A 15,853-nucleotide genomic window follows, 5' to 3' on the forward strand; every position below is an offset into this window, starting at 1 on the left:
TTAACCTGAAGTTTTTTGATATACTGAAAACAAGTTAATAACTGGCAGGAGATTTGGAGAGACCGCAAAGCATTACCAGAAATGGTGGTAATGCTCTTTGCGGTCTCTTTTCCTGTTCTAAGGAGGAAAACAGAATGTTATCGAATGTGAATCGACCGGATATTAAATCAAAATTGAAGGAGACCGTCTATGACCTGCTTGTAATTGGGGGAGGGATTACAGGAGCCGGTATAGCTTTGGATTCCACAACAAGAGGATTGAAGACAGCACTTGTTGATATGCAAGACTTCTCGGCAGGAACATCCAGCCGTTCCACCAAGCTTGTTCATGGAGGGTTAAGGTATTTAAAGCAACTTGATGTGAAAGTTGTAGCAGAAGTAGGAAAGGAAAGGGCCATTGTTTATGAAAACGGCCCACATGTAACGACTCCTGAGTGGATGCTGCTTCCTTTCCATAAGGGCGGTACTTTCGGAAGTTTCACTACCTCTATTGGGCTTCTTGTCTATGACTTTTTGGCAGGGGTAAAGAAAAAGGAAAGAAGAACAATGTTATCAAAAGAGCAAACCTTGGCTAAAGAGCCCCTTATAAAAAAGCATGGGCTTAAGGGCGGGGGATATTATGTTGAATATCGGACAGATGATGCAAGACTTACTATTGAAGTGCTTAAAGCGGCAATCGAAAAGGGTGCAACAGCACTAAATTATACAAAAGTGGTCGATCTTGTTACAGACAAAGGCCGTATTACAGGAGTCCAGGTAGAAGATCAGTTGACTGGTGAAACCTACAAGGTAAAAGCAAAAAAAGTCATAAATGCAGCTGGACCGTGGGTAGATACCATTCGTGAAAAGGATGGTTCCAAGAAGGGGAAAACTCTGATTCTGTCCAAAGGGGTCCATATTGTTATTGACTCATCAAGATTTCCTTTAAAGCAGGCGGTATATTTTGATACGAAAGACAAAAGGATGATTTTTGCCATACCACGGGACGGAAAAACCTATATTGGAACAACTGACACCTTCTATCATGAAGATATGTCCAATCCGATAATGACCGATGCGGATTATGATTATCTGATTGAGCAAGTAAATTTTATGTTCCCGGAAGTAAAAGCAACGAAAAAGGATATCGAATCAAGCTGGGCTGGTATCCGGCCGCTTATCCATGAAGAAGGCAAGAACCCTTCGGAAATTTCTAGGAAAGATGAGATTTGGGAATCGCCTTCAGGCCTTATCACGATAGCGGGAGGGAAGCTAACTGGATACCGTAAAATGGCGGAAACGATTGTTGACTTGATTGCAGAAAAACTTCGACATGAAGAAGGCGGGAGAAGCTTTAAATCTTGCCAAACGAAGCATCTGCCTATTTCAGGAGGTGACTTCGGAGGTTCAGATAATTTCGCTCCATTTGTCAATTCAAAAATCGATAAAGGGAAAGAACTTGGCCTTGCCGCTGAGGATGCAAGGCATTTAGCCCTTTTCTACGGTTCTAATGTAGATATTGTCTTTGATTTGCTGAATAGCCATCGGCTGGAAGCCGAGAGGCTAGGGCTGCCTCTGCCGCTCTTTTCTAAACTGATTTATGGAATTCAGTATGAAATGATTGCTACCCCTGTTGATTTTTATTTCAGAAGGACAGGAGATCTTCTCTTCAACATAGATTCAGTCATGAAATACAAACAAACAGTTATAGATTATATGGGAGAAAAGCTCGGGTGGTCACTTAATGAAAAAGAAAAACACGAGAACGAACTAGAAAAAGAATTGGCAGAAGCAACTGCATTGGCAATGTAGTTTCGGTAAAAAAATTTGAAAGTCCCGTTGAGCTGCTAAGCTCCACGGGACTTTTTAAAAAGCTGGTATAAGAAATGTGGAAATGCTGATGGAATCTTTCCCCTCCCCCGGAGCCATACTATTCCTGTGTGTAAATTCTGTTCCGGGGGCTATAGGATGGAGAAAACAAAAAAAGGACTTTCAGCGGGGCATTTAACAATGATGGCGCTTGGGAGTGTCATCGGGGGTTCCTTTTTCCTCGGCTCGTCAGTCGCGATTCAGGCAGCCGGCCCCTCGATTTTACTTTCCTACATATTGGGCGGCGTTCTCATTTATTTTATTCTCTATTCATTGTCTGAAATGACAGTCGCGGATCCCACCGCCGGCTCTTTCAGCACATTCGCGGCCAGAGAGCTTGGGCCTGGCACTGGCTTCGTCGTCGGCTGGCTTTATTGGACGGGAACGGTTTTGTCGATGTCGAGTGAAGCGGCCGCCATTTCCATCCTGGTCCGTGAATGGTATCCGAACGTTTCGATTGCGGTTCTTGGAACTTGCATCATCATAGGGGTCACATTACTGAACCTCCTCGGTGCGGATAAGCTTGGCAAACTGGAGAGCGGACTCGCAGCGGTAAAACTGTTGGCGATCGTGTTCTTTATTTTGACGGCGATGGTCTTAATTACAGGGTTCCTTCCTGATGTTGCTCCCATTGGGGTAGGCGAGCTTGCGAACGAGCCGTTGATGCCTGGCGGAATTAAGGGGATTGCGGGAAGCATGCTGCTTGTCGTATTCGCGTATGCGGGTTTTGAGATTATCGGGCTGGCCGCTTCCGAGGCGGAAAATCCGGTGAAAACAATCCCAAAAGCAATCCGGAATACCGTTCTTGGACTGTCAGGCCTTTATATCTTATACGCAATTGTCCTGCTGCCGCTCATTCCGACAGCGACTTTGAATGAAAATGTAAGTCCGATGGTCGCTTCCCTTGACAGGTGGGGGATTGGCTGGGCCGGCTCCGCGATCAACTTCGTGTTAATCTCCGCGATCCTTTCCGCTATGCTTGCTGCTATTTTCGGGCTTGGCAGAATGATCCGTTCCCTTGTCGCCGAAGGCCATGCACCACTATGGCTGAAGGATGAAAGGGATGTCCCATACAGGGGAATCTTGTTTTCGGGAGTCGCCATGCTCGCGGGCCTGGGCTTTGGCCTTTTATTCCCCAGGGTCTATCTCGTCCTGATTACGACGGGAGGCTTCGCGCTGCTGTTTACGTATGCGGCCATCATTGCCAGCCACATCCGTTTTCGCAAAAAGCACGGCTGCCCGCCTGAAGGCAATTGCCAGATGCCCGGCTTTCCGCACGCTTCGTGGATTGCGCTCATTGGCATTATCGTCATCTTGCTAAGCATGCCCCTCATTCCCGGGCAGGGAACAGGCCTGATCGCCGGTCTTGCCATGGTAGCGTTTTATTCAGTCGTGTACTTTGCAGTAAAAATGAAGACCCGGCCCAGAGGAAAATCGAACACCTACAGACCGGCATACATGGCAGAAGTGTCTGAAGAATTGGCCGGGAAAATCAATAACAGGAAAAAAGATGATTAACAGTTGCAAAGAAGACACAGCCCATCCCCCCCCGGGATGCGGCTATTTTTTTGCAAAAAAAATAAATTTTCTACGTGACATGAAAAGAAAATCGGAGTATACTTAACCACGCTAATATTTAAGTAACCTAACTAATTTTGCTGAGGTGGGGAATTTGGCTCAATTCGACAGTGAAACTGCGCAAAAGCTAATTAATACATTCATGCAGTTCAGGAAAACTGGCTGGCATACGAAGAAGATTGCCGGCTTTAACCCGAGTGAGTTCAAAATGATGGCTGTGATCAAGCAGGGGATGAGTGAAGGGAATGGCGTAATGAAAGTTTCAGAAATTAGCCAGAAACTCCATGTTACCCCTCCAACTGTCACGCAGCTTATAAATGTCCTGGAAAAGGACGGTTTTGTGGAACGGACAATCGACCCGGATGACAGGCGAGCTGTAAAAATCAGACTGACTGAAAAGGGATTGGAAGTAACCGACCAGGCAAGAAAGGCATTCCGTGAGAAATTCCTCGGACTCATTGACCATCTTGGTGAGGAAGACAGCCTAAAGCTTGCTGAACTATTGACGAAAGTAAATGAGTATTTCTTAGACCGTAAGTAAGAAAGAAGGTATATACATGAGAAAATTAATGAGATATTTAAAACCTTTCGCAATCACAACAGCCGCCGTCCTTGTTCTCGTCTTTCTTCAATCGTTAGCCGAGCTTTATCTGCCGACATTAATGGCCGATATAGTTGATAAGGGCGTCGTGAATGGGGATTCGGCGTACATTTGGAAAATAGGCGGCTACATGCTGCTTGTCGCCGCGGGCGGAATGGCATGTTCCATCGCTGCAAGCTATTACTCGGCCAGAATCGCGTCTGGATTCGGTAGGAATTTGCGAAGTAAAGTATTTTCACATGTCAGCGGCTTTTCGCTGCATGAATTCGACCAGATCGGTACGTCCTCGCTCATTACCCGGACGACCAATGACATCACCCAAGTCCAGCAAGTGCTGGTCATGATGCTTCGAATGATGGTCATGGCGCCGATGATGTGCATTGGCGGGATTATCATGGCCGTTTCTAAAGATGCGAAACTGACACTTGTGCTGGCCGTTTCCTTGCCAATTCTTGTTTTGGCCATAGCGATTCTTGCCAAAAAAGGGCTGCCTTTATTCAAAGCGATGCAGAAAAAGCTTGATAATTTAAACCGGGTCTTGAGGGAGAACCTGACAGGCATCCGTGTTGTTCGTGCTTTTAACAGGATTGAACATGAGAAAAAACGCTTTGATGTGGCGAATCTCGATTTAACGGAAACAGCCATTAAAGTGAACAAGCTGATGGCCTCACTCATGCCCATTATGATGATTCTCCTTAACTTGACGACCGTGGCGATTATCTGGTTCGGCGGTATCCGCATTGATAACGGCCATATGCAGGTCGGAGATTTGATGGCCTTCATTCAATATGCGATGCAAATCATGTTCTCGCTTATCATGGTTTCGATGATGTTCGTGATGATTCCGCGCGCCTCCGTTTCGGCGGGCCGTATAAGTGAAGTTCTTGGACTGACAGCGGATATAAGCGATCCGGAAAGGCCGATGGAGCCAATGGCCGGACGGGGGCTCGTCGAGTTCAAGGACGTAACTTTCCGTTACCCTGGCGCCGAACTCCCGGTCTTGTCGAATATTTCATTTACAATGAGGCCGGGTGAGACGACGGCGGTCATAGGCGGGACTGGTTCCGGCAAGTCGACCCTCGTCAATTTGCTGCCGCGATTTTATGATATCGAAACCGGCCAGATTCTCATTGATGGTGTTGATATCCGTGAGATGAAGCAGGAAGACGCCAGGAGCCGCATTGGCTTTGTTCCACAGCAGGCTGTCCTGTTCTCGGGAACGATTGCCGAAAATATCCGCTTCGGGAAAGAAGACGCCACCGATGAGGAAATCCGCTATGCGGCCAAGATTGCCCAGGCGGAGGATTTTATTGAAGAGATGCCGGATGGCTATGATTCTGTCATTTCCCAGGGCGGGACAAATGTTTCCGGCGGACAAAAGCAAAGGCTGGCGATAGCCAGGGCTCTTGTCAGAAGACCTGAAATCTATGTGTTTGATGACAGTTTTTCAGCCCTTGATTTTAAAACGGATTCGAAGCTGAGAGAGGCATTGAAAAATGAGACAAAAGACTCTTCGGTGCTAATTGTTGCCCAGCGGGTGAGCACGATCATGGATGCTGACCAGATCATTGTCCTTGATGAGGGCGAAATCGCTGGCATCGGCAAACATAAAGAACTGCTGGAGACAAACAAGATTTACCGGGAGATTGTCATGTCGCAGCTTTCCGAGGAGGAGATTGCCTGATGAGCAACGAACGACAAAATCAGAAGCACGGCCCCGGACCCCGAGGTGGATTCGGCCCCGGCGGGATGGGCATGCCAGTCCAGAAGGCAAAGGACTTCAAGGGGACATTAAAGAGATTGATGGGCTATTTGAAGCCGTTTAAATTCCAACTCCTGGCCGTACTTCTCACAGCCATCATCAGTACGATTTTTTCAATCGTCAGCCCGAAAATCATGGGGAAGGCGACAACGAAGCTTTTTGAAGGCCTGATGATGAAAAGGAACCGTGTGCCGGGAGCTGAGATAGATTTCGAATATATCGGACACATCATCCTGATCCTGATTGGCCTGTATGTGATCAGTGCCGCCTTCGCCTATCTGATGCAGTATATTATGGCCGGAGTGGCGCAAAAAACAGTGTATAGCCTGAGGAAGGAAGTCGAAGCGAAACTTAACCGCCTGCCGCTGAAGTATTTCGATTCACGGACACACGGGGAAGTACTGAGCCGCGCCATTAATGACGTCGACAATATCAGTTCAACCCTCCAGCAAAGCCTGACCCAGGCAATCACTTCTTTTGTGACGATTATTGGCGTCATTATCATGATGCTTACCATCAGCCCGCTGATGACCCTGATTGTTGTCGCGACCCTGCCGCTCAGTGTGGCCGGTATCGCCAAAATCGCCAAGAAATCACAGCAATACTTTATGGGACAGCAAAAGTCGCTTGGCATGCTGAATGGGCATGTGGAAGAAATGTACACCGGCCATAAGATTACGAAAGTATTCGGCCATGAACAGAAATCGCAGGAGAAGTTTGAAAAGATTAACGAAGAGCTTTATGAGTCCGCGTGGAAAGCCCAGTTTGTTTCGGGCATGATCATGCCGATCATGTCATTTATCAACAACATCGGCTATGTGCTTGTCTCGGCAGTCGGCGGCATCCTCGTCATGAAAAAGACGATAGAAATCGGTGATATTCAGGCGTTTATCCAATATGCAAGGCAGTTCTCCCAGCCGGTAGCCCAGACAGCCCAGATTGCGAACATTATCCAGTCGACCATTGCCAGTGCGGAGCGTGTCTTTGAAATTCTCGACGAAACCGAGGAAGTTCCCGAAGCATCAAATGCTCTTGAACTGCTCGATGCGGAAGGGGAAGTTGAATTCCGCAACGTTTCCTTCGGCTATAAAGAGAATGAAATGTTAATAGAAAATATGAATATCAAAGCCAAACCGGGCCAGAAAGTGGCGATAGTCGGGCCGACGGGCGCCGGCAAAACCACGCTGATCAATTTATTGATGCGTTTCTATGAGGTCAATTCAGGTGAAATCCTTATCGACGGTGTCAATATCGCCAGCTTGAAGCGGAGCAATCTCAGAAGCCTGTTCGGGATGGTCCTTCAGGATACATGGCTGTTCAATAGTACCATCAGGGATAATATTGCCTACGGAAAGGAAGGGGCGACGGAAACGGAAATCATTGATGCCGCGAAGGCCGCGAATGCGGACCACTTCATCCGGACGCTTCCTGACGGCTATGACACAATCCTGAACGAAGAAGCGTCGAATATTTCCCAGGGACAAAGGCAGCTGCTGACAATTGCCCGGGCAGTCCTGGCTGATCCTGATATTTTGATTTTGGATGAAGCGACGAGCAGTGTCGATACACGGACAGAAGCCCAAATCCAGAAAGCGATGGATCACTTGATGAAAGGGCGTACCAGCTTTGTCATCGCCCACAGGCTTTCCACTATCCGGAATGCTGACCTGATCCTTGTCATGAATCATGGGTCAGTCATCGAACAGGGCAGACATGAAGAATTACTTGAAAAAGGCGGCTTTTATGCTGATCTGTATAATAGCCAATTTGGCGGCAGCGCAAAAAGCGCAAGCTAAATTAAAATGGCAGTTCCCGTATTTTCTGCGGGAACTGCTTTTTTGGTAATTTATTGAAAAATATATAGGTTAAACAAAATTATGACTCCATTAAATAAGAATAGCTGGTTGATTGGAGCTCAGGCATGTAGACTCCTGCGGGACGTAGCAGCATGTGGAGACCCCACAGGCGGTAACGCCGAGGAGGCTCCACTGGTGCCCCGCGGAAAGCGAAATGCCCGGAGCGGAAATCAGCCACCCCTTATCAGTTTAAATGCCAATCTTTATTTCAACCTATATAAAAAAGATGGTTGTTCAATTAAAATTTTAGTGTTATAATCTGATAGTGTGATAATATGGTAACGCACTAAAGCGTTTTAACAAAAATAAAACTAACAAAAGGGTGGTAAGATTGATGAAACGTCTTGGGATGGTAGTCTTTTTAATTTCTGCACTGTTTATGGTACTGACTGGATGTTCGGGCAGCTCGACTTCCGGCAAGGGGAAAGGCGATACACTCGTCATTGGAATTGATGATAAATTTGCGCCGATGGGTTTCCGTGATGAAAACAACAAATTAGTCGGCTTCGATATTGATTATGCGAAAGCGGCAGCAGAGCAAATGGGCATGAAGGCAAAATTCCAGCCAATCGACTGGAAAACAAAAGAGTCCGAACTGAGCAGCGGACGGATTGACCTGATTTGGAACGGTTACACTATTACCGATGACCGGAAGAAGAAAGTTCTTTTTACAAAACCATATCTTGAAAATGCCCAAGTGGTCGTCACTTTAGCTGATTCGAAAATTGGCAAGCTTGCAGATCTTGAAGGCAAGGTAGTCGGATTGCAATCACTATCTTCAGCGTCTGACGCGCTTGATGCCAACCCGGTAAAATCCAAAGTAAAAGACGTCACAGAGTTTGCCGACAATGTCATGGCGCTTAATGATCTGAAGAGCGGACGTCTTGATGCGGTAGTCATTGATGAAGTGGTCATTGATTACTACATGACAAAAGAAGAAGGCACCTTTAAAGTCCTTGATGAAGCACTCGCTCCCGAGCAATACGGAATCGGCGTGAAAAAAGGAAATGAAGAATTGCTTGAAAAGCTCCAAAAAGCCCTCGATAAAATGAACGAGAACGGCAAAGCCGCCGAAGTTTCAAACAAGTGGTTCGGGGAAGATAAGATACTAAAATAATAGCTGAACGATAAACAGGACAGGAGTTCCTATTGGAACCCTGTTTTGTTTCGCTTTTACCTACGGAGGAATTCCTATGTCTCTCGACTATATTATTTCCATCAGCGGACCGATGCTTGAAGGCGCAAAAATGACGATCCTGCTCTTTTTCATTGCCATCATCGCATCCATCCCGCTCGGTTTTTTGCTGACGCTGGCGGTGAAAAGCAGCTTCAGGCCGCTGTCCTGGCTGGCGCAGGGATATATTTATGTGATGCGCGGAACGCCGCTTTTGCTCCAGCTGCTGTTCATCTGCTTTGGGCTGCCGATGATTCCCGTTATCGGGGAATATTTGGTGCTCGACAGATTCGTTGCGGCTTCTTTGGGCTTTGTGCTGAACTATGCGGCTTATTTTGCAGAGATTTTCCGGGGCGGCCTGCTGGCGATCGATAAAGGCCAATATGAGGCTTCGCAGGTGCTTGGCCTGAACAAATGGCAGACAACCGTCCGTGTCATCCTGCCGCAAATGTTCCGCATCGCCCTGCCGGCGGTAGCGAACGAATCGGTCACGCTTGTGAAAGACACAGCACTTCTATATGCGGTAGCGGTCCCTGAATTGCTGCACTTTGCCCAGACGGCCGTGAACAGGGATTTTACAATTGCTCCATTTTTCGTCGCAGGCATCATTTATCTGGCCATGACACTCGTTTTGACAGCTTTCTTTAAATGGGTTGAGCGGCGCTTTAAATTTATATAGAAAGGGGTGGGGAAAATGGCTATGATTGAAGTAAACAATCTGAAAAAGTCTTTCGGCCCTGTCGAAGTATTGAAGGATATTTCCTTTCAAGTAAATAAAAATGAAGTCATTGCGGTCATCGGGCCTTCCGGTTCCGGCAAAAGCACGATGCTCCGCAGCCTCGTCCAGCTTGAGAAAGTGGAGGGCGGCAGTATTGCGATAGAGGGAGAATACCTCGTCAAGGACGGGAATTACCCGAGCCAGCAGGAAACTAGAAGGATTGCCTCGAAAATGGGCATGGTGTTCCAGCATTTTAACCTGTTTCCTCACCTCACGGTTAAACAGAACCTTGAACTGGCGCCTAAACTCGTCAAGAAGGAAGCTTCGGAAGGATTGGGAAGCAGGACAGGGGAACTCCTTGCAAAAATCGGCCTCACGAGCCATCTGAATGCCTACCCGGCCAATCTGTCGGGAGGACAGAAACAGCGGGTAGCGATTGCCCGGGCTCTCATGATGGATCCGGAAATCCTTCTCTTTGATGAGCCGACCTCCGCGCTCGATCCCGAACTAACAGGCGAGGTGCTCCAGGTGATGAAGAAGCTCGCCGAGGAGCGTATGACGATGATTGTCGTGACGCACGAAATGGGCTTTGCACGCGAAGTGGCCGACCGGGTTGTTTTCATGGATAACGGCGAAATCATCGAATCAGGCTTGCCATCAGAAATTTTCACAAACCCGCGCAATGAGCGGACGAAAGCATTTTTGACGCGGAGCCTGAAATAAAGGAAGAGATGTCATTTGGATATGGAACGCTATCAAGACGCCTTGCTGAATATAAAGACAGTCGGCAGCCAGAAAGGCTTTTTAAAGTCGATTCATTACCACCCTTATGAGCCGACTCCGTACGAAGCCTTGGAAGTCCTATTTTCCGAATATCAGCTTTCAAGCAGGGACCGGCTTGTCGATATTGGCTGCGGCAAGGGCAGGCTGGCGTTCTATGCCAATTATTTATTTAATGCCAGCGCTGTTGGCATTGAAATGAATGAGATTTTTTGGCATGAAGCAATGGGAAATTTAAACGGATACCTGGCCAAGATGAAGAAGCGCCAAGGCAAGATCTCTTTTCAATGCTGCCTGGCTGAGGAATATGAAATTCAGCCGGATGATAACCGGTTTTATTTTTTCAATCCGTTCACTCTCGCTATTTTTGCAAAAGTGGCCAACCGGATCCTCGAGTCTGTTGAGAAGAATCCTAGGGAAATAGACATAATTCTTTATTATCCCTCCCTGGACTATATGCAGTTCCTTGAGTTTCAAACGCCATTTGAACTTGTCCGCAATATTCCGCTGCCAAGGCTGGCCGAGAAAAATAGCAACGAACGATTTCTTGTATACCAATTGAGATAGCTCAGTTTATTCAAACACTCCAATTTCGGAGTGTTTTTTGCTGTTCGCGTTCTAAATCAATCGGAACATCTGACGACTGCTTTTATTAGAAAAAAGGCTGCATATTTGTAAAGTCGATGGTTTCGATTAATTATGGAGGTTTTTTGTTCAATTAATTGGGGAATTTGATACTATCTCAATTTTCAGACACCCGAAAAGCAAAAAAAGCCTCCCGAATCAGGAGGCATTCGCAATTTTTACTCTTTAACAGGTTTTCCACAGTTAGTCGCGGCCGCATCGTACACAGAGGAGTAAGTCTTATAGCCGCCGTCGAGGTTTTTCACCTTGATGCCGTGCTGTTCAAGGATTCTCGCGGCAAGATAGCCGCGCAGACCTACCTGGCATGATACATAAATTGTTTCATTCTTCGGAAGCTCGACGGCGCGCTCGCGAAGTTCGTTCAGCGGGATGCAAGTGGAGCCTTTAATAAATCCTCTTTCCCGTTCTGCGTGTTCACGAACATCTATAAGCATGCCTCCGCCAGCGACGATTTCATCAATTTCATGCCATTGGACTGTTTCCACGAGGCCGTCGGCAATATTGACCGCGGCATAGCCCGCGATATTGACCGGGTCCTTCGCCGAGGAAAATGGCGGTGCGTAGGATAATTCCAGATCAGGCAAATCATAAATCGTCAGCCCGCCTTTAATCGCAGTTGCGATAACATCAATCCGTTTGTCCACGCCATCCTTGCCGATTGCCTGGGCCCCGAAAATTTTCCCTGTTTCTTTGTCAAAAATAAGCTTCAGTGCGATTGGTGCTGCTCCCGGATAATAGCCGGCATGGGAACCTGGATGGACATGGACAACTTCAAAAGGGATGCCTAGCCTGTTCAGTGTTTTCTCATTATTCCCGGTAGCCCCGGCAGCAAGGTCGAAAACTTTTGCAATCGAAGTGCCAAGTGTGCCGTTGTATTTTGCCTGTAGTCCGCTGATGTGGTCGGCTGCGAGGCGCCCCTGGCGGTTGGCAGGCCATGCAAGTGGTATTTGCGTTGGTTTTCCATTAATGAAGTCAGTCACTTCAATGGCATCGCCAATCGCGTAAATATCATGATCTTCTGTCTGCAGATGGCTGTTAACGACAATTCCGCCGCGTTCACCAATTTTCAATCCCGCCTCTTGGGCAAGCTGGTTTTCCGGACGGACGCCGATGGCCAGGATAATCATATCGGTCTCGATTTTCCGCCCGCTGTTCAGAACAATCGTCTTTCCGTTATTTCCAAAAGAAGCAACGCCGTCCTCCAATATGAGATTAACGCCTTTTTCTTTCATATGGCCATGAAGAATGGATGCCATTTCGAAATCAAGCGGAGCCATGACCTGCTTGCCCATTTCCACTACCGTGACTTCAATGCCGAGATCCCACAGGTTTTCCGCCATCTCGACGCCAATGAAGCCTCCGCCGATGACAGCTGCCTTCCCCGGCTTTTTCTCATCCGCATAGGATTTAATTTTATCGGTATCCGGTATATTCCTTAAGGTGAATAAAGCATCTGCCTCATCAATTCCTGGAATGGGCGGCTTTATAGGGCTCGCGCCAGGTGAAAGGATCAGTTTGTCATAGGATTCCTCATACGTTTCACCCGTTTTGAGATTTTTGACTTCGACTGTTTTTCTGCTGCGGTGTATTTTTGTTACCTCGCTCAAGTTCCGGATATCCAGGTTGAACCTGTTCGACATGCCCTCGACAGTCTGCACAAGGAGTTTGCCGCGGTCTGTGATTGTGCCGCCGATGTAATACGGAAGCCCGCAATTCGCGAAAGATATATATTGCCCGCGTTCAAATAGAATAATAGTTGCAGATTCATCAAGCCTGCGAAGCCTGGCTGCTGCTGTTGCGCCGCCCGCTACTCCGCCGACAATCAAGATTTTTTTGCCCATATATACCAACCTTTCAAAAGGAATTTATAGATTCATTACCGCTATTATACCCCTTAGGGTATATGAAAGTCAAAGCAGTTATTGGTTGTTGCTAAATTGTTCACAAACTTGATTCTTCCAGTAACTGCACGATAAGGTATACTAGACACAACTTCTCTTGAAAGGGGAAAAGGTATGCAGAAGCGCAAATACATACTGGGCTTTTTCCTGTTGATGGCCTTTGCCTTGGTACTAGGCGGCTGTTCTGGGAATAAAGCGCTGCTTGATGACAAAGGGAAGGAAGTTTCCCTGGAAAACAAGGACAAACCTACTCTCGTATTCTTCTTTACCGGCAACACCTGAGACTATTGCAAATCGCAGCTGGTCGAGCTGCAGAATAACAAAGAATTATTTGCTGAATTCCCGGGGGATATTTATGCCCTGAGCGCATCCTCACCGGAGGATCATAAGGCAATGAAAGAGGAGCTGGGGCTGGATTATACACTCCTTTCTGACAAATATTTGACTCTGATTGAAAAAGCTAAGATGAAGGATCCGAGCGGACCAAAGTCATATAGGGGCTTTGCCATCCTGGATAAAGACGGAAATGTCCTTGAGTCACAACAGCTGGATCCGTTCGGGGAACAGGTTGGGGACATCATTCCCTATGCGGCCCAAAAGGTCGGGGGACAATAACAAAATCAATAACTGTTTGCCAAAACACGGCAAACAGTTATTTTTTTGCCGCAGAGACTCTTTCACACTATTCGCAAAAAAACAACATTGAGGCAATGCGTAATTTTTGGTATGTTTAAGGCAAGAGAAAAATGCCGAATATTGTCATTGGCATTAAGGGGTCACTATGAGAAAGATACTATTCACTAAAAGAGGGAAAGCAATATTTATTTTCTTCATTATCGTGTTACTGGCAGCTTGCCTTCCGATAAACAATCAGTTTTTGCATGCCCTCATTTTGTTGGCTGCTTTGTTGATGCTGATTGGGGTGTTTCGTGGAGCCGATCTGACAACAGAGGAACTTCAGAAAAACAGACGGCGCCTAGATGATATTTTCGACAGTCTTGATGTTGCCATTTGGACACATGATCTGAAAACGAATCATCTCATGATTACCCCGGGAATTGAAAAGCTGTATGGTTTTTCACTTGCCGATTTTTATCGGGATCATGAATTGTGGAAAAAAGTGATCCACCCGGATGACTTGCCCTTTTTGCCAGAGCGGGAACTGGCTTTCTCCCGGGGCGAGGCGATTACTAGTATTTACAGGATTATCCGGCCGGATGGCGAAATCCGCTGGATTCAGGATCGGGGTATCCCGACAGTAGAAAAAGGAAAACTGGTCGATTTCAGTTCAGTGCTTTTTGATATTACCGATAAAAAAGAAAGCGAAAACCGCTACAGAAGCCTTGTTGAAATGTCTCCTGATATTATTGCAGTCTACAGCAGGGGACAAATTGATTATATAAATGAAACGGGAGCGAAGATTTTCGGAGCCGGGTCTCCAGAAGAGCTGATAGGTACTCCGCTTTCGGGACTGATACCGAAAAAAGTACTGAGTGAGATGAGGTACAGGGAACTGACCATAGGAGAGGAGAGCTATGATAATATCAGCCTTGAGTTCCAGGCGGTCAGAATGGATGGACAGTTGATTGACGTAGAAATGGTGTCCATGCCTATTTTCTTTGAGGGCAGAGCGGCAAGGCAGATTGTCGGTCGTGATATTACAGCAAGGAAAATGGCTGAGGAGACCATCCAAAATATGGCTTATTACGATGGGCTGACTGGTCTGCCGAACCGCAACCGATTCAGGGAAAAACTAAATCAGGCTCTGTCAGGGAATCGGGAGCAAAAGCTTGCTGTCCTGTTCCTTGACCTTGACCGGTTCAAAATGATTAACGATACAAAGGGCCATACAGTCGGCGACCAGTTATTGAAGGAAGTTGCCAATCGGCTTGGCCAGACTGTCGGCGAGTCAGGGATTGTTTCCCGCCAAGGCGGCGATGAATTCATCATCCTTCTTGAGGATATTGACCGGCAGGGAATCAGTAAGGTTGCGAAACGCATTTTAAATAGTTTTGCCAATCCCTTCGCCATTCAGCAGGAAGAATTTTATGTTACGCCAAGCATCGGAATCAGTATCTATCCCTCGGATGGGATGGACGGGGAAACATTGATCAAGAACGCGGATATCGCGATGTATGTGGCCAAAGACCGCGGAAAAAATAATTATCAATTTTACACTTCCGGGCTCCAGGGACTTTCATCACGCAAAATGGAAATGGAAACCGGCCTGCGCAAAGCGCTGGATTCAAACCAATTTGAGCTTTATTATCAGCCCCAGGTTGAATTGAGAACAGGAAATATCATCGGCATTGAATCACTTATACGCTGGAAGCATCCGGAAAGGGGAATGGTGCCGCCTTCAGAGTTTATCCCTCTGGCTGAAGAAACCGGCCTGATTGTCCCAATCGGCAATTGGGTACTGAAAGAGGCGTGTAGACAGCATCGAAAATGGATGGACAATGGATACTTCCCAATGGTCATGTCCGTCAATATTTCAGTCAGGCAATTCCAGGATGATGACTTTGTCAGTTCTGTCAAAAGGACTCTTGAGGAAACCGGCATGGATCCTGGCTCTCTTGAATTGGAAATAACCGAGAGCATTATGCAGAATTTTGATAGATCAATCAGGATTTTAACCGATTTGAATGAGCTTGGCGTAAAGATTGCCATTGACGACTTCGGAACAGGCTACTCATCATTAAGCTATCTAAAACACCTTCCGATTGATACGATTAAAATTGATAAAACCTTCGTAGATGATATGGAAGACGATTCAATGGTAAAAACGATATTGGATATGGGATTGAATATGAGATTCCATGTGATTGCGGAGGGAATCGAACGAAGAGAGCAAATGGATTTGCTAGTGGCCCACGGCTGCACGGTCGGCCAGGGTTATTTATTCAGCAGGCCACTGCCGGCAAACCAGATAGAAGGAAGCCTGGCAAAAGAAATATTGACATAGAAGGCAATGGCGGATGCTCCTCAACT

At 46.8% G+C, this 15,853-nt stretch carries 12 protein-coding genes and 1 pseudogene; 12 read left to right on the forward strand and 1 reads right to left on the reverse strand.

Translation table 11 applies throughout. The features are described 5' to 3' along the window. The first annotated feature begins 134 nt into the window (after positions 1 to 134). From BN1002_RS01490 to BN1002_RS01530, 9 genes are all read left to right on the forward strand, one after another. Positions 135 to 1,790, forward strand: coding sequence for a glycerol-3-phosphate dehydrogenase/oxidase (locus BN1002_RS01490; RefSeq protein WP_048823295.1), 1,656 nt, complete (start codon positions 135 to 137; stop codon positions 1,788 to 1,790). Positions 1,791 to 1,946: 156 nt separating this feature from the next. Next, positions 1,947 to 3,365 (forward strand): amino acid permease, encoded by a 1,419-nt coding sequence (locus BN1002_RS01495; RefSeq protein ID WP_048823296.1) that lies wholly within the window; start codon positions 1,947 to 1,949, stop codon positions 3,363 to 3,365. Positions 3,366 to 3,519: 154 nt separating this feature from the next. Next, positions 3,520 to 3,966, forward strand: coding sequence for a MarR family winged helix-turn-helix transcriptional regulator (locus BN1002_RS01500; protein ID WP_231574957.1), 447 nt, complete (start codon positions 3,520 to 3,522; stop codon positions 3,964 to 3,966). Positions 3,967 to 3,982: 16 nt separating this feature from the next. Beyond that, positions 3,983 to 5,710, forward strand: coding sequence for an ABC transporter ATP-binding protein (locus BN1002_RS01505; protein ID WP_048823297.1), 1,728 nt, complete (start codon positions 3,983 to 3,985; stop codon positions 5,708 to 5,710). Then, a complete protein-coding gene (locus BN1002_RS01510) occupies positions 5,710 to 7,584 on the forward strand; it encodes an ABC transporter ATP-binding protein (RefSeq protein WP_048823298.1) in 1,875 nt (624 codons plus the stop codon). Before BN1002_RS01505 ends, BN1002_RS01510 begins: the two co-directional genes overlap by 1 nt. 394 nt (positions 7,585 to 7,978) lie before the next feature. Further along, complete coding sequence (locus tag BN1002_RS01515) at positions 7,979 to 8,761, forward strand: amino acid ABC transporter substrate-binding protein (RefSeq protein ID WP_197072720.1); 783 nt, start codon at positions 7,979 to 7,981, stop codon at positions 8,759 to 8,761. 76 nt (positions 8,762 to 8,837) lie between these two features. Then, positions 8,838 to 9,497, forward strand: coding sequence for an amino acid ABC transporter permease (locus BN1002_RS01520; RefSeq protein WP_048823300.1), 660 nt, complete (start codon positions 8,838 to 8,840; stop codon positions 9,495 to 9,497). Between the two features lie 15 nt (positions 9,498 to 9,512). Further along, the gene (locus BN1002_RS01525) at positions 9,513 to 10,259 is read left to right on the forward strand and encodes an amino acid ABC transporter ATP-binding protein (RefSeq protein ID WP_048823301.1); all 747 of its coding nucleotides are present in this window, start codon (positions 9,513 to 9,515) and stop codon (positions 10,257 to 10,259) included. Between the two features lie 21 nt (positions 10,260 to 10,280). Beyond that, positions 10,281 to 10,883: a class I SAM-dependent methyltransferase gene (locus BN1002_RS01530; protein ID WP_048827659.1), complete on the forward strand. Its 603-nt coding sequence runs from the start codon at positions 10,281 to 10,283 to the stop codon at positions 10,881 to 10,883. A 236-nt stretch (positions 10,884 to 11,119) separates the two neighbouring features. Here BN1002_RS01530 and BN1002_RS01535 read toward each other — a convergent pair whose 3' ends face one another. Beyond that, positions 11,120 to 12,802 carry a CoA-disulfide reductase gene (locus tag BN1002_RS01535; protein ID WP_048823302.1) on the reverse strand — a complete coding sequence of 561 codons (1,683 nt, stop codon included), beginning with the start codon at positions 12,800 to 12,802 and terminating at the stop codon, positions 11,120 to 11,122. A gap of 174 nt (positions 12,803 to 12,976) precedes the next feature. Here BN1002_RS01535 and BN1002_RS23535 point away from each other — a divergent pair, with 174 nt between their 5' ends. The 3 genes and pseudogenes from BN1002_RS23535 (at position 12,977) to BN1002_RS01545 (ending at position 15,827) form a co-directional block, all read left to right on the forward strand. Continuing rightward, positions 12,977 to 13,144, forward strand: a complete 168-nt coding sequence (locus BN1002_RS23535) for a hypothetical protein (RefSeq protein ID WP_156129690.1) — start codon at positions 12,977 to 12,979, stop codon at positions 13,142 to 13,144. A 15-nt stretch (positions 13,145 to 13,159) separates the two neighbouring features. Continuing rightward, positions 13,160 to 13,477 (forward strand): annotated as a pseudogene (locus BN1002_RS01540) (redoxin domain-containing protein); the annotation flags it as partial. A 166-nt stretch (positions 13,478 to 13,643) separates the two neighbouring features. Next, positions 13,644 to 15,827 carry an EAL domain-containing protein gene (locus tag BN1002_RS01545; protein WP_048823304.1) on the forward strand — a complete coding sequence of 728 codons (2,184 nt, stop codon included), beginning with the start codon at positions 13,644 to 13,646 and terminating at the stop codon, positions 15,825 to 15,827. The last annotated feature ends 26 nt before the right edge of the window (positions 15,828 to 15,853 follow it).

This window comes from Bacillus sp. B-jedd (assembly GCF_000821085.1).
Lineage (GTDB): Bacteria > Bacillota > Bacilli > Bacillales > Cytobacillaceae > Bacillus_D.